Raw genomic sequence first — 19,352 nt, 5'->3', positions numbered from 1 at the left:
CCGTGGGTGGGTGGGAAAAGACGTGGGGGCGGGCGTGGTTCGTCCACTGCGCGCGCGTAAAGGCTTGCCTGTGCCCCCACCGGTCTCTTCTCACCCCCAAGGGGAGGGGCCGGACCGCAGGACGGGGGCCGGAGGTCCGGCACCGCTGCCATAGAGCCCCGCGCAGCGGAGGCCCGCCGCAGGCGCTACGGCGGGACAGCCGGGCACGGCGGGGAGCGAGTCGGCGCAGGCAAAGCGCAGCGGACGGCTATAGCCGCGTTATAGGCGCGCCCGTTTGAGCGCCATGTGCAGCAGCAGACGATCCCGGCCTTCGTCGAGACGAAGGCCGGTCAGCTTCTCCACCCGGCCCAGGCGGTAGTAGAGCGTCTGACGGTGGATGCCCAGGAGCTGTGCCGTGCGGCTCGCCTGGCCGGCGCAGTCGAGGAACGCCTCGGCGGTGCGGGCGAGTTCGGTGTGCGCGGGGGCCAGCAGCGGGCCGACGGCCGGGTCCGGTGCGGCGGTCGGCAGGGCGGTCAGCAGGCGGTACGCGCCGATGGCGTCCCACTGGGCGACGGGGCCGAGACGCGGCTCGGCGCGTGCTGCGCGGGCGGCGTCCAGGGCCTCCTGCCAGGTGCTGACGAGGTCGGCCAACTCGCTTGTGCCGGTGCCTATTCCGGCGGTGCCCGGCCGGGGTGCAGGGGGGTCGCCCGGACGCGAGCCGCTCCGTGCCGTCTGGCCCTCGGCGGTCGGTGCGGCGCCCGCGCGGGGGGAGCGCAGCAGGTGCTCGGCCACCGTATGGGCCGGGGTGAGGGAGGCGGTCGAACGGAGCCGCACGAGCGCGGCGAGGGCGGTGCCGGCGGCTGCGGCGCGCGGGCGGCCGGTGGCGGCTCCCTCCGTGCGTGCGGCCGTGCCGATGTGGTGGTGTGTGCCCGTGTCGGTGGCCGTCGTCTGCGGTGCCTGGGGTGCCGTCGCGTCGGGAAGGCCGCCACCCGCGGGCAGCGTGCACGCCGCGAGCAGGCCGGGCAGACTCGGCAGCAGTGCCGTGTCGGTGTCCGCGGTGTCCCAGGGCAGCACGGCGACCAGGGCGAGCGGGGCGCCCGGGGTGAAGCGCAGGGTGTCCCGCAGCGCGTCGCCCAGCGCGGTCGCCGCCGCCGGACGCCCGGCAGGCCCGGAGAGCAGCAACTCCCGCAGTACATCGCCCAGTTCGGACCCGGCGCGAGCCTCGTCCGCCAGCAGCGCGCCGATCCGGGCGGCGGTCTCCATCGCCTGCGCGATCCGCGGGTCCGCCGGACCGCCCCGGTCGCCGAGCGCGAGGTCGGTCAGATGCCCGTCGTCCAGCAGCCAGACATAGCCGTGCACTATCCCGCGATGGCGTACGGGCAGACAGATCCGGCCCCTGAACACACCGGCCGCCGGATCCGGCGGAATCCGCAGCGGCGTCTTGGCGCGGGTGATCCCGAACGCCTCGAACCAGGCCCGTACCGCCGCCGACGACCGGCGCTGCAGGATCGACCGGGTACGCACCGGGTCCATGACCTCGTCGTCGTCGCCCTCGTGCGCACCGAATGCGATCAGCCCGAAATCACGGTCCTCCAGCGTCGCCGGCGCGCCGAGGGCCGCCGAGATCTCGTCCACGAGCTGCTGGTAGTCGCCCCGCATCCGCCGCCCGGCCCCTCTCTTCTCTCTGTCACTGCCGCGCTCGTCCCGTGGTCGTCGGAGACGCTCGCCCTCCCCCCATTCTCATACAACTGTCTGAGATCCCGGCCACGAAGGCGTGACAGCTGTCGATGGCCGGGAGATGGCGCGATCCTTAAGTTTCAGGTGGCTCACGTTGCCGTCGCGCTCGCCGTCCGGCGCGCCTGCCCGGCATCCGTCATCCTGAATCGTGGAGGTGCCCATGCTGGGTCCCGTGCTCCTCGCCGCAGCGCGCAGCGACAGCATTCGCCGCATCGTCGCGGCCACCCCGGTCACCCGGCCCGTGGTGGACCGCTTCATCGCCGGCGAGCGTCTGGCCGAGTCCATGAGGGTCGTCCGGGACCTGGCCGCGCGTGGCAGGGAGATCACCCTGGACTACCTGGGCGAGGACATCACCGACCCGGCCGAGGCGCTGCGCAACCGCGACGCCTACCTCCTGCTGACCGAGGCGCTCAAAACGCAGGACCTCGGCGAACGCGCCGAGATGTCCGTCAAGCTCTCCGCCTTCGGCCAGGCGCTGCCCGGCGGCCATGAGCTGGCGCTGAAGAACGTCACACCGGTGGTCGAGGCCGCCGCCGAGGCCGGGACGACCGTGACCCTCGACATGGAGGACCACACCACGGTCGACTCCACCCTCGCCATCCTCGCCGAGCTGCGCAGGAGCTTCCCCCAGACGGGTGCGGTGCTCCAGTCCTACCTCTTCCGTACCGAGGAGGACTGTCACGCGCTGGCCGGGGAGGGCTCCCGGGTGCGGCTGGTCAAGGGGGCGTACAACGAGCCCGCGACGGTCGCCTACCAGGACAAGCGGGAGGTCGACCGGGCCTATGTGCGCTGTCTGAAGATCCTGATGGCCGGGCAGGGCTACCCCATGATCGGTTCGCACGACCCGCGGATGGTCGCCATCGGCCAGGAGCTCGCGCACCGCAATGGCCGTAAGCCGGCCGAATTCGAATTCCAGATGCTGTACGGCATCCGCGAGGCCGAGCAGGAACGGCTGGTCGCGGAGGGGCACCGGATGCGGGTCTATGTCCCGTACGGCACCGACTGGTACGGATATTTCATGCGCCGCCTCGCCGAGCGCCCCGCGAACCTGGCGTTCTTCCTCCGGTCGCTGGCGACCAGAGGCTGACGGCCATGAGGCGCGCGACACTCCGGCTGGGGGGCCGGGGGTTATCCCCCGGGAGTTGCAGCCTCCGGTCGCCGGCGACCCGAGGCTGACGGCCGCCCGAGGCGCCACCCGGGGCGGACCGCCCCACCGCGGCGGATATGGGTGGATCCTGGAACCCCGGGCCGCACCGCTTGACCCACGTACGACAACCGAGATCGAAAGCGAAGGAGACACGGCCGCCATGGACGCTGTGACCCAGGTCCCCGTGCCGGTTAACGAGCCGGTCCACACCTACGCCCCCGGCACCCCGGAGCGTGCCCGCCTGGAGGCCAAGCTCAAGGAGCTGGCCGGAAACCCGATCGAGCTGCCGATGACCATCGGCGGCGAGCGCCGGATGGGCGGCGGCGAACGCTTCGACGTCGTGCAGCCCCACCACCACACGGTCAGGCTCGGCACGTACGCCAACACCACCGCCCAGGACGCCCAGGACGCGGTGGACGCCGCGCTGGCCGCCGCCCCCGCCTGGCGTGCGCTGTCCTTCGACGACCGCGCCGCGGTCATCCTCAAGGCCGCCGACCTGCTCTCCGGCCCCTGGCGCGAGACCATGGCCGCCGCGACCATGCTCGGCCAGTCCAAGACCGCCCAGCAGGCCGAGATCGACACCCCCTGCGAGCTGATCGACTTCTGGCGCTTCAATGTGCACTTCGCGCGCCAGATCATGGCCGAGCAGCCCGTCACGAACTCTCCCGGCGTGTGGAACCGCACCGACCACCGCCCCCTCGAAGGCTTCGTCTACGCGATCACGCCGTTCAACTTCACCGCGATCGCCGGCAACCTCCCGACCGCACCCGCCCTCATGGGCAACGTCGTCGTCTGGAAGCCGTCCCCGACCCAGACCCTCGCCGCCGTGCTGCTGATGCAGCTGCTGGAGGAGGCCGGGCTGCCCGAGGGCGTCATCAACCTGGTCACCGGCGACGGCAAGGACGTCTCCGAGGTGGCGCTGAACCACCCCGATCTGGCGGGCATCCACTTCACCGGTTCGACCAAGACCTTCCAGTACCTGTGGAAGACGGTCGGCGCCAACATCGAGAAGTACAAGACCTATCCGCGGCTTGTCGGCGAGACCGGTGGCAAGGACTTCATCGTCGCCCACCCGAGCGCGAACCGCGCGGTCCTCAAGACCGCCATGACCCGTGGCGCCTTCGAGTTCCAGGGCCAGAAGTGCTCCGCGGCCTCCCGCGCGTATGTCCCGGCCTCCCTCTGGAACGCCGGTTTCAAGGAGGAGTTCGCCGCCGAGGTCGACGCCCTCCCCATGGGTGACGTCGCCGATCTGTCGAACTTCATGGGCGCCGTCATCGACGACCGCGCGTTCGCCAAGAACAAGGCGGCGATCGACCGCGCCAAGGCCGACCCGACCGTCGAGGTCGTGGCCGGCGGCACGTACGACGACAGCGAGGGCTACTTCGTCCGCCCGACGGTCCTGGTCTCCACCGACCCGGAGAACGAGATCTTCAAGGACGAGTACTTCGGCCCGATCCTCGGCGTCTACGTCTACGACGACGCGAAGTACGACGAGATGCTGGAGCAGATGGAGTCGGCGTCGGCCTACGGCCTGACCGGCTGCGTCATCGCCCAGGACCGTGCCGCGGCCGCCGTCACCTGCGAGAAGCTGCGCTTCGCGGCCGGCAACTTCTACATCAACGACAAGCCCACCGGCGCCGTCGTCGGCCAGCAGCCCTTCGGCGGCGGCCGTGCGTCCGGCACCAACGACAAGGCCGGCGCCAAGCAGAACCTGATGCGCTGGACCTCCACCCGCTCCATCAAGGAGAGCCTGGTCCCGCCGACCGAGTACCAGTACCCGCACATGGGCTGAGGCCCGCCTGAACGCCGACGGCCCGGCACCCCTACGACGAGGGGTGCCGGGCCGTCGGCGTCCGGCCGCCCATGAGCTCACTCCCATGGCGCAGCGTCGGCCGCGGTACGGCACTCGTACTCGGCAGCCGCGCGTCCGTCTCAGATAGTAGGAAGCCCAAGTAATTGTGCAGACATCACGGCCGGGCTTGTCCTAGCGTTGTAGAAGCCGAACGTTTCGCTCCATCGAGCGACAGCGGATGCGGCCCGGTGCGCGAGTGCAGGTGATCCCTGCCGTGCCGAGGCCCCCGCCCCTTCCGGCCGCTTCTGGATTGACGCATCCCACTTGTTCTCGGGGCTCTGGCATAGGAGACGTGAATCATGGCCGAGACTGCCGTCCGCAGGACCCGTCACTGCGCCCGTACCACCAACGAAGCCGACCGCAGGGCCGCCGCGGCGGCCCTCCAGCGTGCGCTCGACCGCCGTGACAACGGCGGTTCCACCGGGCACTGACGGGAGAGCCGCACGGCGCGGGAGAACAGCGGGTGTCCGGCCGGCTCACGTCTGTCCGCATGACGGACGTGACGTGTCGATCAATGGGACGACGAGTAGGGTCCAGGCATGTCTCGCAGCATTCGCCTCGCAGTGATCCCCGGTGACGGTATCGGCCAGGAAGTCGTGGCCCAGGGCCTCAAGGTCCTGACCGCGGCCCTCCCACAGGACATCAAGCTGGAAACCAAGGAGTACGACCTTGGTGCCAAGCGATGGCACGCGACCGGCGACACCCTCCCCGACGAGGAACTGGCGTCGCTGAAGAACCATGACGCGATCCTGCTCGGCGCGATCGGCGACCCCTCCGTACCGTCCGGGGTGCTGGAGCGCGGGCTGCTGCTCAAGCTCCGCTTCGCCTTCGACCACTACGTCAACCTGCGTCCGTCGAAGCTGTTCCCGAACACCTCGACCCCGCTGGCCGGCCGCCCCGACATCGACTTCGTCGTCGTACGGGAAGGGACCGAGGGGCCGTACACCGGCAACGGCGGCTCGCTGCGCACCGGCACCCCGGCCGAGGTCGCCACCGAGGTCAGCGTCAACACCGCCTACGGCGTGGAGCGGGTGGTCCGGGACGCCTACGAGCGGGCCAGCTCCCGCCCCCGCAAGAAGCTGACGCTGGTCCACAAGAACAACGTCCTGGTCTACGCCGGCCACATGTGGAAGAACATCTTCGACCGGGTCGGCCAGGAGTACCCCGAGGTCACCACCGACTATCTGCATGTCGACGCCGCGACCATCTTCTTCGTCACCCAGCCCGAGCGGTTCGACGTGATCGTCACCGACAACCTCTTCGGCGACATCCTCACCGACCTCGCCGCGGCCGTCACCGGCGGCATCGGCCTGGCCGCCTCCGGGAACATCAACCCGACCGGTGAGTTCCCCTCGATGTTCGAGCCGGTGCACGGCTCCGCGCCGGACATCGCGGGCACCGGCAAGGCCGACCCGACGGCGACGGTCCTCTCCGTCGCCCTTCTGCTGCGCCACCTCGGCTACGACGCCGAGGCCGCGCGTGTCGAGGAGGCCGTCGCGGCCGACCTGGAGGCACGGGATGATGCGTACCGCAGCACGGACGAGATCGGCGACGCGCTGGCCGCACGCGTAGCGGGCTGAGGCCCGCGTATCAGACACCCTCCGACAGCGCCGGCCGTCCACGGTCCCGGCGCTGTCGGCGTTCGGCCTGCTCACCCGGTCTGTGCTACCGCCGGGTTGGATGCGACCATCGATCCGGCACCGCGCACACGGTTCCGACCGCGGACTCCCACGAGCGATAATCGGACGTGGGTCGCCGTCCGCGAGAAAACTCGGACGTCCACGTAACGACCGGTACGTCCAGCACCATGCCGTGCGCGCGGCTGCCACAACCGCACCGGTGCCGCACATCCGGGGGACAGGCCCCGGACCCCGGCCGGAGGGCTGGGCCGGTGACCCTCCCCCAGCTGACGCTGGGAGGGGCCCAGGTATCGGAACACGCAGTGAAGGACACGCACTCATGACGACGCCCACGATCGAGCTCAAGCCCTCCTCGCACCCGCTGTCCGACGCGGAGCGGGAGCGGATCATGGTCAACCCCGGCTTCGGCCGCCACTTCACCGACCACATGGTGACGATCAAGTGGACCGAGGGCCGGGGCTGGCACGACGCCGAGCTCGTCCCGTACGCGCCGCTGTCCATCGATCCGGCGAACATGACGCTGCACTACGCGCAGACGATCTTCGAGGGGCTGAAGGCGTACCGCCAGCCCGACGGCAGCGTCGCCACCTTCCGGCCGGACGCCAACGCCCGCCGCTTCCAGGCGTCCGCCCGCCGGCTCGGCATGCCCGAGCTGCCGGTCGAGACCTTCATCGCGGCCTGCGACGCGCTGGTCACCCAGGACAAGGCATGGGTGCCGGCCAGCGGCGAGGAGTCGCTCTATCTGCGTCCCTTCATGTTCGCCACCGAGGTCGGCCTGGGCGTCAGGCCGGCCAACGAGTACCTCTTCATCATCATCGCCTCGCCGGCCGGAGCGTACTTCCCCGGCGGGGTGAAGCCGGTCTCGGTGTGGCTGTCGGAGGAGTATGTGCGCGCCTGCCCGGGCGGCACGGGCGCGGCCAAGGCGGGCGGCAACTACGCCGCGTCCCTGGTCGCCCAGGCCCAGGCCGCCGAGCACGGCTGCGACCAGGTGGTCTGGCTGGACGCCGTCGAGCGCCGCTGGATCGAGGAGATGGGCGGCATGAACCTGTACTTCGTGTACGGGCGGGACGGCGAGCGCAAGCGCATCGTCACCCCCGAGCTGACCGGTTCGCTGCTGCCCGGCATCACCCGTGACTCGCTGCTCAGCATCGCCGCCGACCTGGGCTACGAGGTCGCCGAGGGCCGGATCAGCGTCGAGGACTGGAAGGCCGGCACCGAGGACGGCTCGCTGACCGAGGTGTTCGCCTGCGGTACCGCCGCCGTGATCACGCCGGTCGGCTCGGTGAAGTCCGCCCGCGCCCGCTGGACGGTCGGCGACGGCGAGCCGGGCGAGATCACCATGAAGCTCCGCAAGGCGCTGCTGGACATCCAGACCGGTGCGAGCGCCGACACGCACGGCTGGATGCACCCGCTCGGCTGAGGCGGGCATGTGTGAGGGCCGCCCGGTGCGTGGATCGCGCGCCGGCCCGCGCGGACGTTCGGCTGCACGCCCGCTGAGATAGGGAGCCGCCCGTCGCGCCGGTCCGCGGCGTTGTACGGCTGACAGCCGTACAACGCCGCGGACCGTGAGCGGTGCCCGTCACCGATACCCGGTCGCGTCCGCCGGCTTGCCGGCGTCGTCGACCTCGACCAGGTAGCGCCAGCAGTCCGGACGCGAACCGTCGAGGTCGGTGAAGCCGTATTCCTGGGCGAGTTGCCCGCTGGACAGCGACTGGCCGTTCCAGCGCGCGACGCCGGCGTCACCGGCCAGCGCCGCGACCGCGCGTCCGACATACGACGGGCTCTCCGAAATGCAGAAGTGCGGCACCTCGGCCAGCGCGTCGCGCCAGTTGTCCTCCCTGACGCCGAAGGTGTCGAGCATCATCTCCGAGCGCAGCCAGCCCGGGGTGAGCGCCACCGCCGTCCCGCCATGTGGCTTCAGCTCGTGTGCGAGCACGAACGCCATACGCAGCACACTGTTCTTGACCAGGTCGTAGAAGTACGAGTTTCTATAGTTCGTTCCGTTGTAGGCGGATGTCCCGTCGGTCATCTCGACCACGAGCCCGCCCGGTTGCCGCACCAGCAGGGGCAGCAGGAAGTGGCTGGTGATCGCGTGTGTCTCCACGCCCAGCCGGAGCAGCCGCAGTCCGTTGTCGAGGTCGTGCTCCCAGACCGGCGTGTCGAACGCGAACAGCCGCTCACCGCCCCAGACATCGTTGACCAACACGTCGAGCCGCCCCTGCTCGGCGTCGATGCGCTCGGCCAGCGCACGGACCTGCTCGGACACCAGGTGGTCGGTCGGCACCGCGATGCCGGTTCCGCCCGCGGCGGTGACGAGTTCCGCGGTCTCCTCGATCGTCTCGGGCCGGTCGTACTCCGAGCGCCGTCGCCGAGTCGTGCGGCCGGTGACGTAGACCGTCGCACCCGCCGCGCCGAGCTGGACCGCGATGCCGCGCCCGGCTCCCCGCGTGCCCCCCGCGACCAGCGCGATCTTTCCGTGGAGGGCCGGTGTCGATGTGTCGGACATGAATCCCCTTGAGGTCCTCGTCTATCTGTACGGCCCGGTCCACATCTGTCATCGACGCCGACCGGTGAAACCATGTTCGACCTAAAACCCGACACCCTCTGTCGTATTTCTTCACCCGTCTCACAGACGCCGCAGGAGTGGCCCAGCCGGATGCCGCACACGGCGACGACGGCTTCGCCTACCGCGCCCCAGCGGTGGCGGGCGAGCAGCACCCGAAGCGCCTGCCGTGCGAATTGAACCGCCACGTCCGCCCCGGAGGCTGGCACAAGGGGTAACACCGCGCCGATGGGCACGGTGTCCTCGATCGGGTACTCGTCATGCCGCCCGTTGGAGAGGACGCACCCCTCGCTCGCTCCGTGGGCTCATGGGTCCACGGCGTGCTCGCCAGGGTCACCCTCCCCATCGAGCAACATGATCATCGCGCGCTCGGCATTCGTCACGCCGGCCAGCGATCGGCCCGACGATTTGGCCGGCCACGTCCCAAGAATCCTTGTGCCGCTCCTCGCCCACAGGCGTCCAACATCACCTCGGACGACACAGGGACAGTGTTGCCGTCATCGATCACCCCGGACTCGATCATGAGAACGTCGATCTCATGGACGGATCTGGGAGACAGTCCCTAGCTAGGCCGGGGAGACCGCGGCGGCCTCCCGCTTGTCGTCCGGCGCGTCGTCCGCCGCCTTCGCCGGTGTGGTGGGGGTGCGCCCGCTGCCGGGCAGCGTGAGGAGCAGCGTGGCGGCCACCGTGGCCGACAGCAGGAAGCTGAAGTCGATCCCGCCGGTCCAGTCGACCACCGGCCCGGTGTAGAGCGGTGTGTCGACGGCGGCGACGCCGATCGCCGAGCCCGCGGCCCAGGCGAGCGTGGCGCGCGGGTTCCAGCCCGCCCGGAACCAGTAACGCCCGCCCCGCGAACGGCGGTTGAAGACCTGCAGCGCCTCCGTGTCGTACTCGCCCCGGCAGCGCAGGAACCCGATGAGGGTGATCACCGCCCAGGGGGTGCCGATCGCCGTCAGCAGCAGCACGAAGGATGTCATGGCGTCCTGCGCGTCCCAGGCGAAGTGGCCGAAGTAGACGAAGCCGGTGGCGATGGCGGCGACGACGTACGTGGCCTGGGTGCGGGTGGCGCGCGGCAGGATGGCGTCCAGGTCGAGGCCCATGGAGTAGAGCATCAGCCCGGCGTTGCCCACGGACCCGGCCGACGCGGCGAGGAACAGGGGGACGAGGAACCAGAAGGGCGCCGCGGCGACCAGTGGGCCCGCGTAGTCCTCGCCCGCGCCCACCGCGACCGCGGTGAACGTACCGAAGAGCTGCGGGATCAGCAGACCGGCGACCAGGCCCAGGCAGGTGGCCCAGAAGACCTTGCGGGAGGTGTGCCGGCGCGGCGAGATGTAGCGGGTGTAGTCGCCGAGCAGGGTGATGAAGGCGATCGGGCCGCTGAGTCCGGCCGAGACCACGGCCAGCACCCAGGTCGGCCAGAAGCTGCCCAGCAGGTACGCGGAGCCCTCCGGAGCCGCGGTGGTGAAGTCCGGGGCGTACGCGATCAGGCCGATGACCAGCAGCGCGCTCATGCCGATGGCCAGCACCCGGCTGATCCGGAGCAGCAGGCGGTAGCCGTAGACCGCGCCGAGCACCGTGGCGCCCGCGAGCAGGGCGTAGACCGCCGCGTACGCGAAGCCGGTGTCGGGCAGGCCGAAGAGGCGCGCGAGGGTGCCGACCACCGCGTCACCGCCGACCCACAGGGTCAGCGCGGTGTAGCCGAGCGAGAGCAGCAGACCGATCACCGAGCCGATCAGCCGGCCACGGACGCCGAAGTGGGCGCCGCTGCTGGTGGACAGGTTGGTGCCGGTGCGCAGCGAGACGAGGGCGAGCGGGGCGGTGAGCACGGTGCCCACGAGGGTGCCCAGGACGAGCGAGGACACGGACGGCCAGAAGCCCAGTCCGAACGAGACCGGCAGCCATCCGAAGATGATCACGCCCAGGCAGAGATTCGACCCGAGCAGGATGGAGACGAGGTCGCGCGGGCCGCTGGTGCGTTCCTCGTCCGGGATGGTGTCGACTCCGCGTTGTTCTATCGGCATGAGGGCTCCCCTGAGAGGCCGGACAACAGTGTGGTGAGCGGTGCTCGGTGGGGACGAGCGGTGCTTTGTGCGCGTGCTTCGCGCGGTTCGGTGGGTTCGCGGTGAGCTGGATGAACTCGGTGAGCTCGGTGCGTCCGATGTGCTTGGTGTGTGGCAGTGCTGCGTGTCGCCCTTTGAGCGGAGCTCTAAAGTCCGCTTAGTTAGAGCAGCGCTCAATCTGACTCATGGGTATGCTCCAGGTCAATGCTTCCGGCTTGACTATTTCCTGGTTAGAGTGCTGCTCTAATCGTAGTGATCGAGCTGGAGGTGTGACGGGATGCGGCTGACCCCGACGGAACGCGACCGGCTGCTGCTGTTCGGCGCGGCCGAGCTGGCGCGGGCGCGTCGGGCCCGTGGACTGCGGCTGAACGTGCCCGAGGCGACCGCGTTGATCGCGGACACGGTCTGCGAGGCGGCGCGGGACGGGCGCCGCCTCGCTCAGGCCATCGAGGCGGCACGGGCGGTGCTCGGGCCGGACGATGTGCTGCCGGGCGTGGCCGATGTCGTCACCGAGGTGCATGTGGAGGCCGTCTTCGACGACGGCTCCCGGCTCGCGGTGGTCAGCGATCCGATCGGGACGGCCGTCGGCGACACCGCGGCCGACGGCGGCCCGGGCGCGGAGGAGACCGCCGCACCCGGCGCCGTCCTCCCCGGCCCGGCCGACCCGGAGCCCGCGCCCGCGGTCCGGCTGACCGTGCGCAACACCGCGACCGTGCCGGTCAGCGTCACCTCGCACTTCCACTTCTTCGAGGTCAACCCCCGGCTGGACTTCGACCGCGCCGCCGCCTACGGCATGCGCCTGTGCGTCCCGGCCGGCTCGTCGCTGCGGTTCGACCCCGGCGGCGCCTCGGAGGTCGGCCTGGTGCCGATCGGCGGCGACCGGATCGCGATCGGCTTCGCCGGTCTCGTCGACGGCCCGCTGGACGCGCCGGGCGCGAAGGCACAAGCGCTGCGGCGGGCGGCCGCCTGCGGCTACCTGGGAGCGGAGGAACAGGGATGACCATCGATCCCCACGAGTACGCGTCGGTGCACGGCCCGCGGGCCGGCGACCGGGTCGTCCTCGGCGACTCGGGCCTGGTCGTCCGGGTCGAGTCCGATGCCCAGAAGCCCGGCGACGAGTTCCTGGCCGGCTTCGGCAAGACCGCGCGCGACGGGCTGCACCTCAAGGCCGCCCCGGTCCGCGAGACCTGCGATGTGGTGATCAGCAACGTCCTGGTCATCGACGCGATCCAGGGCATCCGCAAGGTCTCCATCGGCATCCGGGAGGGCCGGATCCACGCCATAGGGCGGGCCGGCAACCCCGACACCGTCGACGGTGTTGATGTCGTTGTGGGCACCGGTACGTCCATCGTCTCCGGCGAAGGCATGATCGCCACCGCCGGAGCGGTGGACACCCATGTCCATCTGCTCTCGCCGCGCGTCATGGAAGCCTCACTGGCCTCCGGCGTGACGACGATCATCGGCCAGGAGTTCGGGCCGGTCTGGGGCGTCGGCGTCAACTCCCCCTGGGCGCTGGGCCATGCCTTCAGCGCCTTCGACGCCTGGCCGGTCAACATCGGCTTCCTGGGCCGCGGCTCCTCCTCCGGGCGGGGCCCGCTGGTCGAGGCGCTCGCCGAGGGCGGCGCCTGCGGCTTCAAGGTCCACGAGGACATGGGTGCGCACGCCCGCGCCCTGGACACCGCGCTGCGCGTCGCCGAGGACCATGACGTCCAGGTCGCGCTGCACAGCGACGGCCTGAACGAATGCCTCACCGTCGAGGACACCCTGCGGGTGCTGGACGGACGGACCATCCACGCCTTCCACATCGAGGGCTGCGGCGGCGGCCATGTCCCCAACGTCCTCAAGATGGCCGGCGTCCCCAACGTCATCGGCTCCTCCACCAACCCCACCCTCCCCTTCGGGCGGGACGCGGTCGCCGAGCACTACGGCATGATCGTCTCGGTCCACGACCTGAAGACGGACCTGCCGGGCGACGCCGCCATGGCCCGCGACCGTATCCGGGCCGGCACCATGGGCGCCGAGGACGTCCTGCACGACCTCGGAGCGATCGGCATCACCTCCTCCGACGCCCAGGGGATGGGCCGCGCGGGCGAGACCGTGCGCCGTACCTTCGCGATGGCCGGGAAGATGAAGGCCGAGCTGGGGCCCCTGCAGGGCGACGGCGCGCATGACGACAACGCCCGGGTTCTGCGCTATGTCGCCAAGCTCACCATCAACCCCGCCCTCGCCCACGGCCTGGCGCACGAGGTCGGTTCGATCGAGGTCGGCAAGATGGCCGATGTCGTGCTGTGGCTGCCGGAGTTCTTCGGCGCCAAGCCGCAGCTGGTGCTGAAGTCCGGCTTCCCCGCCTACGGCGTCACCGGCGACCCGAACGCCGCCACCGACACCTGCGAACCCCTGGTGCTCGGCCCGCAGTTCGGGGCGCACGGCGCGACCCCCGCCGAGATCTCCGTCGCCTTCGTCGCGCGCGCCGCGGCCGAGCAGGGCGGCGACGGCATGCCCACCCGCCGCCGCCGGGTCGCCGTCCGCGGCACCCGCGGCATCGGCCCCGGCGACCTCGTCCACAACTCCCGCGTCGGAGACGTCCAGGTCGACGGGCACAGCGGACTGGTCACCCTGGACGGCGATCCGCTGCGCTCGGATCCGGCCGAGACGGTCTCGCTGTCCCGCTTGTACTTCCTGTAATCCCTGTCTGCAACCCCGTGACAGGCGATGGCGGGTGCCCACCCGGCCAGGTGGGCACCCGCCAGTTCCCTGCTGCTCCCGCCACCCCGTCCACGTCACCACCGCCATCCGCGCCGCCCCTCTCCATCCCCGTGAACCCGTGAGGACCCACACATGAACACCCCCGCCGCCGACGGCTTCCGTATGCCCCCGGAGTGGGCCCGGCACGAGCGCACCTGGATGGCCTGGCCCGGTCCCAACTTCACCTTCGGCGAAGAGGGCGGCGACGCGCTGGCCGAGGCCCGCGGCGCCTGGGCCGCGGTGGCCCGCGCGGTACGCGGCTTCGAGCCGGTCACCGTCGTCACCGGACCCGGCCAGGCCGAGAGCGCCCGCGCCCTGCTCGGCCCGGCCTTCGACCTCGTCGAGCGGCCGCTCAACGACGCCTGGATGCGGGACATCGGCCCCACCTTCCTCACCGGCGAGAACCGCCGACTCGCCGCCGTCGACTGGGTGTTCAACGGCTGGGGTGCCCAGGAATGGGCCCGCTGGGACCGCGACGAGAAGATAGCCGAGCAGATCTGCGACCTCGCCGGGGCCCGCCGCTACGCCACCCGCCTCGTCAACGAGGGCGGCGGTATCCACATCGACGGCGAGGGCACCGTCCTGCTCACCGAAACCGTCCAGCTCGACCCGGGCCGCAACCCCGGCCGCACCGCCGGGGAGGTCGAGGCCGAGATCCACGCCCACCTCGGCACCACCAAGGCGATCTGGCTGCCGCGCGGCCTCGCCGCCGACTACGGGACGTTCGGTACCCGCGGCCATGTCGACATCGTCGCCGCGTTCGCCCGCCCCGGCGTGGTCCTCGTGCACACCCAGCCCGACCACGACCACCCCGACCACGCGATCTGCAACGAGATCACCAAGCTGCTGCGCGCGTCCACCGACGCCCGCGGCCGTCGGCTGGAGGTCGTGGAGGTCCCCGCCCCCACCGTCATCGAGGAGGACGGCGAGCTGGTCGACTACTCCTACATCAACCACTACCTCTGCAACGACGGCGTCGTCCTCTGTGCCTTCGACGATCCGCAGGACGAGGAAGCGGCCGCGACCTTCCGCCGGCTGTTCCCCGGGCGGACGGTGAAGCCGGTGGACGCCCGTACGATCTTCGCAGCGGGTGGCGGTATCCACTGCATCACCCAGCAGCAGCCGAAGGTCTGATGCATCAGGCTTGAGGAGTCCAGTCCGACCCCGGAGGTCCCCGTGTCCGGTCCCGTGCGCCGTCCCCGGCGGCGGCTCAGCCAGCCCCGCGAGCAGGTTCTCGCCGCGGCGATGGCCACCATCGCCGCGGAGGGCCTGGACCGGCTCACCATGGCCGGCCTGGGCCGCGAGGTCGGCATGAGCAGCGGCCACATCCTCTACTACTTCGGCACCAAGGACGAGCTGCTCCTCCAGACCCTCCAATGGAGCGAGGAGCAGCTCGGCGCCGAACGCCGGGCCGCCCTTTCCCGCCGCACCCCCGCCCGCGAGCGCCTGGACGCCCTGGTCGACCTCTACCTCCCCGAGGGCCACCGCGACCCCCGCTGGACTCTGTGGCTGGAGGTCTGGAACCGCTCCCAGAACGCCGACGACGAAACCCGCGAACGCCAGCTGGAACTGGAACTCGCCTGGCACCGCGACCTGGTGGCCCTCCTCGTCGAGGGTGTCTCCCGCGGCGAATTCCGCCCGGTGGACGCCGAACGCCTCACCACCCGCATCCGCGCCCTCCTCGACGGCTTCGGCACCCACCTCGTCGTGGGCCTCCCGGGGACGGACCGGGAGACGGTGCGGCGGCACATACGGGAGTTTCTGGACGAGTCGCTCATGCCGTGAGGGGCCGCGACGACGTCCCGGCGCAGGCGGCTCCACGGTCCTCGGCCGTCGCCCCATGACCACAACGCACGCAAGTAAGCAGGATGTTTGCGCCACCCGCTCTTGCCGACCGTCCCTTCGTCCGCGAGCGTGATCGGCTATGGGACGAGAGCAGTGGAAGAAGATCTGGGTCGGTTCGGCCGGCAACATGGTCGAGTGGTTCGACTGGTTCGTGTACGCCAGTTTCGCCGTGTACTTCGCGGACGCGTTCTTCCCCGAGGGGAATGCGACCGCGAACCTCATGAACACCATGGGGATCTTCGCCGTCGGCTTCTTCATGCGCCCGGTGGGCGGCTGGCTGCTGGGGCGGGTGGGGGACCGCAAGGGACGCAAGGCCGCTCTCACGCTGACCGTCACGCTGATGTCCGCGTCGGCCATCCTGATCGCCGTCGCGCCCACGTACGCCGTGGCCGGCTACGGCGGCGTCGCCGTGCTGCTCATCGCCCGGATGCTCCAGGGACTGTCGGTCGGCGGGGAGTACGCGGCCAGCGCGACCTATCTCACCGAGGCGTCCGCGCCCGGCCGGCGCGGCTTCGCGTCCAGCTTCCAGTATGTGTCGATGACGGCGGGTCAGTTGTTCGGTCTCGGGCTGCAGATCGTGCTGCAACGGACCCTGGCCGAGGACGCGTTGCACAGCTGGGCCTGGCGGATCCCGTTCATCGTCGGCGCGTTGGGCGCCGGGATCGTCTTCTATCTGCGGCGCAACATGCTGGAGACCGAGGTGTACGCCGCGGACGACACCGCCACGGCCGACCCGCGGCGCGGCACGCTCAAGGCGCTCTGGGCCCACAAGCGCGAGGCGCTCCTGGTCATCGCGCTCACCATGGGCGGCACCGTCGCGTACTACACCTACACGACCTACCTCACCAAGTACCTCTCGAACAGCGCCGGGATGGCCAAACCCACCGCCTCGCTGGTCAGCTTCTGCGCGCTGTTCGTCTTCATGTGCATCCAGCCGCTGGCCGGAAAGCTGTCCGACCGGATCGGCCGGCGGCCCCTGCTGATCACCTTCGCGGTCGGCTCGACGTTCCTGACCGTGCCGATCATGACGCTGCTCCGGTACGCCGGGAGCTTCTGGCCGGCGCTCGGCCTTGCCCTGCTCGCGCTGCTCGTGGTCACCGGCTACACCTCCATCAACGCCTGTGTGAAGGCCGAGCTGTTCCCGACCGGCATCCGCGCGCTGGGCATCGCCCTGCCGTACGCCATCGCCAACGCACTGTTCGGTGGTACCGCGGAATACGTGGCGCTGTGGTTCAAGAACGGCGGCATCGAATCCGGCTACTACTGGTATGTGGCGGGGTGCGCCGCCGTCTCGCTGATCGTTTACGTGACGATGCGGGAGACGCGGACGATCGATCTGCACCGGGTCGGCAAAGGGGGCCGTGCGGCGTCCGGCCGGAGGCCGGAGGGGGCGGAGCGGGCGTCCGTCGCCGACTGATCGGTGGACAGCCCGCCCGCATAGTGAGACCGCTGCGTGCGCCCTGCACGGGTATGGCAGACTGCGGACCGTGCTCTCGTTCGCCATGATTATTGGCAGCAGGCGCGCCGGTCCGCAGTGACCGCCCCGTACGTACCGAGTACGGCGCGGCCACCGTCGTCCCAGACCCGCGCGCAGACCTCTCGCACCCGCGAGAGGTTTTTTCGTTTCCGGCCCACCCATCACCGGAAAGCGGAGCGCGAGGGATCATGGAGGGACGGTGGAGCCGGTTTTTCCGGTAGACCGAGATCCCCGACAGGAGCCCCAGCAGCATGACGGACGCACTCGAACCCTCCCTGTCCCCGAGCCCACGCCCGCACAGCCCGGTGCCCGACGACTTCCATGTCTTCGACACCACGCTGCGGGACGGCGCACAGCGCGAGGGCATCAACCTCACCGTCGCCGACAAGCTGACCATCGCCCGTCACCTGGACGACTACGGCGTGGGCTTCATCGAGGGCGGCTGGCCCGGCGCGAACCCCCGGGACACCGAGTTCTTCCAGCGCGCCCGCACGGAGATCGACTTCCGGCACGCCCAGCTGGTCGCGTTCGGCGCCACCCGCAAGGCCGGCGTACGCGTCGAGGACGATCCGCAGGTCGCCGCGCTCCTGGAATCCCGGGCCCCGGTCATCACCCTGGTCGCCAAGTCCCATGTCCGGCATGTGGAGCTGGCGCTGCGCACCAGCCCGGAGGAGAACCTCGCGATGGTGCGGGACACCGTCGCGTATCTGCGCGCCCAGGGCCGCCGGGTCTTCCTCGACTGTGAGCACTTCTTCGACGGGTACACGCTCGACCCGGGCTACGCCAAGCAGGTCGTGCGCACCGCGAGCGAAGCCGGCGCGGATGTGGTGGTGCTCTGCGACACCAACGGCGGGATGCTTCCCGCGCAGGTCACCGCCGTCGTCCGCACCGTCCTCGCGGACACCGGCGCCCGCCTGGGCATCCACGCCCAGGACGACACCGGCTGCGCTGTGGCCAACACCCTCGCCGCCGTGGACGCCGGCGCCACCCATGTCCAGTGCACCGCCAACGGCTACGGCGAGCGGGTCGGCAACTCCAACCTCTTCCCGGTCGTCGCCGCCCTGGAACTCAAGTACGGGCGCCAGGTCCTGCCCGAAGGCAAGCTCGCCGAGACCACCCGGATCTCGCACGCCATCGCCGAGGTCGTCAACCTCACCCCGTCCACCCACCAGCCCTATGTCGGCGTCTCCGCCTTCGCACACAAGGCCGGGCTGCACGCCTCCGCGATCAAGGTCGACCCGGATCTCTACCAGCACATCGATCCGGCGCTGGTCGGCAACACCATGCGGATGCTGGTCTCCGACATGGCGGGACGCGCCTCGATCGAGCTCAAGGGCAAGGAGCTCGGCATCGACCTGAGCGACGAGCGGGAGCTGGTCGGCCGGGTCGTCGAGCGGGTCAAGGAGCGTGAGCTCGCCGGTTACACCTACGAAGCCGCCGACGCCTCCTTCGAACTTTTGCTGCGGGAGGAGGTGGAGGGCAAGCCGCTGCGCTACTTCACCGTCGAGTCCTGGCGCGCGATCGTCGAGGACCGTCCGGACGGCACCCACGCCAACGAGGCCACCGTGAAACTGTGGGCCAAGGGAGAGCGGACCGTCGCCACCGCCGAGGGGAACGGCCCGGTCAACGCGCTGGACCGGGCGCTGCGGGTCGGCCTGGAGCAGATCTATCCGCAGCTGGCCCACATGGAGCTGGTGGACTACAAGGTCCGCATCCTGGAGGGCGCGCTGGGCACCGGCTCGATCACCCGGGTGCTCGTCTCCACCAGCGACGGGCGGGGCGAGTGGTCCACGGTCGGAGTGGCGGAGAACGTCATCGCGGCGTCGTGGCAGGCGTTGGATGACGCTTATGCGTACGGGCTCCTGCGTGCCGGGGTGGTCCCGGACGCAGGGTGACGTTGGCTTGGCGCTCGCCGTCTTCGGCTTTCCCGCCGTTGTGGGGTCGCCTGCGGCGGGCCTGCGCCGTTTTCGGCTTTCCCGCGGTGAGGGGTTCGCCTGCGGCGGGCGTGGTGTTCACGGTAGCGGTGCCGCTCCTCCGGACTCCGTCCCGCGGCGCGGCCCCTCCCGTGGGTGGGAAAGAACGTGGGGGCGGGCGTGGTTCGTCCACTGCGCGCGCGTAAAGGCTTGCCTGTGGCCCCACCGGTCTCTTCCCACCCCGACGGGAGGGGCCGGATCGCAGGACGGGGTCCGGAGGTCCGGCACCGCTGCCGTACAACCCCGCGCAGCGGCACCGCCCGCCGCAGGCGCTACGGCGGGACAGCCAAGGACGTCGGCGCAGGCAAAGCGCAGCGGAGGCCCGCCGCAGGCG

The 19,352-nt window shown here is 70.7% G+C and carries 14 protein-coding genes; 11 read left to right on the top strand and 3 right to left on the bottom strand.

Features of this window, described 5'->3' with window-relative positions; genetic code table 11:
• Positions 1-258: 258 nt before the first annotated feature.
• Positions 259-1,638, bottom strand: coding sequence for a helix-turn-helix domain-containing protein (locus K9S39_RS14810; protein WP_248863806.1), 1,380 nt, complete (start codon positions 1,636-1,638; stop codon positions 259-261).
• 238 nt (positions 1,639-1,876) lie between these two features.
• Here K9S39_RS14810 and K9S39_RS14805 point away from each other — a divergent pair, with 238 nt between their 5' ends.
• The 5 genes from K9S39_RS14805 to K9S39_RS14790 all read left to right on the top strand — a co-directional run bounded on the left by K9S39_RS14805 (position 1,877) and on the right by K9S39_RS14790 (position 7,775).
• Positions 1,877-2,803, top strand: coding sequence for a proline dehydrogenase family protein (locus K9S39_RS14805; RefSeq protein WP_248863805.1), 927 nt, complete (start codon positions 1,877-1,879; stop codon positions 2,801-2,803).
• 220 nt (positions 2,804-3,023) lie between these two features.
• Positions 3,024-4,655 carry an L-glutamate gamma-semialdehyde dehydrogenase gene (gene pruA / locus K9S39_RS14800; protein WP_248863804.1) on the top strand — a complete coding sequence of 544 codons (1,632 nt, stop codon included), beginning with the start codon at positions 3,024-3,026 and terminating at the stop codon, positions 4,653-4,655.
• 359 nt (positions 4,656-5,014) lie between these two features.
• Positions 5,015-5,146, top strand: a complete 132-nt coding sequence (locus K9S39_RS42090) for a hypothetical protein (protein WP_283112321.1) — start codon at positions 5,015-5,017, stop codon at positions 5,144-5,146.
• Between the two features lie 108 nt (positions 5,147-5,254).
• Complete coding sequence (locus K9S39_RS14795) at positions 5,255-6,295, top strand: 3-isopropylmalate dehydrogenase (RefSeq protein ID WP_248863803.1); 1,041 nt, start codon at positions 5,255-5,257, stop codon at positions 6,293-6,295.
• 379 nt (positions 6,296-6,674) lie between these two features.
• Positions 6,675-7,775: a branched-chain amino acid aminotransferase gene (locus K9S39_RS14790; RefSeq protein ID WP_248863802.1), complete on the top strand. Its 1,101-nt coding sequence runs from the start codon at positions 6,675-6,677 to the stop codon at positions 7,773-7,775.
• A 159-nt stretch (positions 7,776-7,934) separates the two neighbouring features.
• Here K9S39_RS14790 and K9S39_RS14785 read toward each other — a convergent pair whose 3' ends face one another.
• Together K9S39_RS14785 and K9S39_RS14780 are read right to left on the bottom strand one after the other, a co-directional pair.
• Positions 7,935-8,861 carry an SDR family oxidoreductase gene (locus tag K9S39_RS14785; protein ID WP_248863801.1) on the bottom strand — a complete coding sequence of 309 codons (927 nt, stop codon included), beginning with the start codon at positions 8,859-8,861 and terminating at the stop codon, positions 7,935-7,937.
• Between the two features lie 623 nt (positions 8,862-9,484).
• A complete protein-coding gene (locus K9S39_RS14780; protein ID WP_248863800.1) occupies positions 9,485-10,939 on the bottom strand; it encodes a cytosine permease in 1,455 nt (484 codons plus the stop codon).
• A gap of 316 nt (positions 10,940-11,255) precedes the next feature.
• On the opposite strand from K9S39_RS14780, the gene ureA reads away from it, so the two are divergent.
• The 6 genes from ureA (at position 11,256) to cimA (ending at position 18,940) form a co-directional block, all read left to right on the top strand.
• Positions 11,256-11,978: an urease subunit gamma gene (gene ureA, locus K9S39_RS14775; protein WP_248863799.1), complete on the top strand. Its 723-nt coding sequence runs from the start codon at positions 11,256-11,258 to the stop codon at positions 11,976-11,978.
• Positions 11,975-13,663: an urease subunit alpha gene (locus K9S39_RS14770; RefSeq protein WP_248863798.1), complete on the top strand. Its 1,689-nt coding sequence runs from the start codon at positions 11,975-11,977 to the stop codon at positions 13,661-13,663. The genes ureA and K9S39_RS14770 overlap by 4 nt, the downstream gene beginning before the upstream one ends.
• Before the next feature lie 153 nt (positions 13,664-13,816).
• The gene (locus tag K9S39_RS14765; RefSeq protein WP_248863797.1) at positions 13,817-14,857 is read left to right on the top strand and encodes an agmatine deiminase family protein; all 1,041 of its coding nucleotides are present in this window, start codon (positions 13,817-13,819) and stop codon (positions 14,855-14,857) included.
• 42 nt (positions 14,858-14,899) lie between these two features.
• Entirely contained in the window at positions 14,900-15,508 is a 609-nt protein-coding gene (locus tag K9S39_RS14760; RefSeq protein ID WP_248863796.1) for a TetR/AcrR family transcriptional regulator, read from the top strand.
• 139 nt (positions 15,509-15,647) lie between these two features.
• A complete protein-coding gene (locus K9S39_RS14755; protein ID WP_248863795.1) occupies positions 15,648-16,985 on the top strand; it encodes an MFS transporter in 1,338 nt (445 codons plus the stop codon).
• A gap of 311 nt (positions 16,986-17,296) precedes the next feature.
• Positions 17,297-18,940 carry a citramalate synthase gene (gene cimA, locus K9S39_RS14750; RefSeq protein ID WP_248863794.1) on the top strand — a complete coding sequence of 548 codons (1,644 nt, stop codon included), beginning with the start codon at positions 17,297-17,299 and terminating at the stop codon, positions 18,938-18,940.
• The last annotated feature ends 412 nt before the right edge of the window (positions 18,941-19,352 follow it).

It is taken from the genome of Streptomyces halobius (assembly GCF_023277745.1).
GTDB classification, from domain to species: domain Bacteria; phylum Actinomycetota; class Actinomycetes; order Streptomycetales; family Streptomycetaceae; genus Streptomyces; species Streptomyces halobius.
Note: the sequence above shows the minus strand (reverse complement) of the source record. Positions and strands in the feature narration are given on the sequence as shown.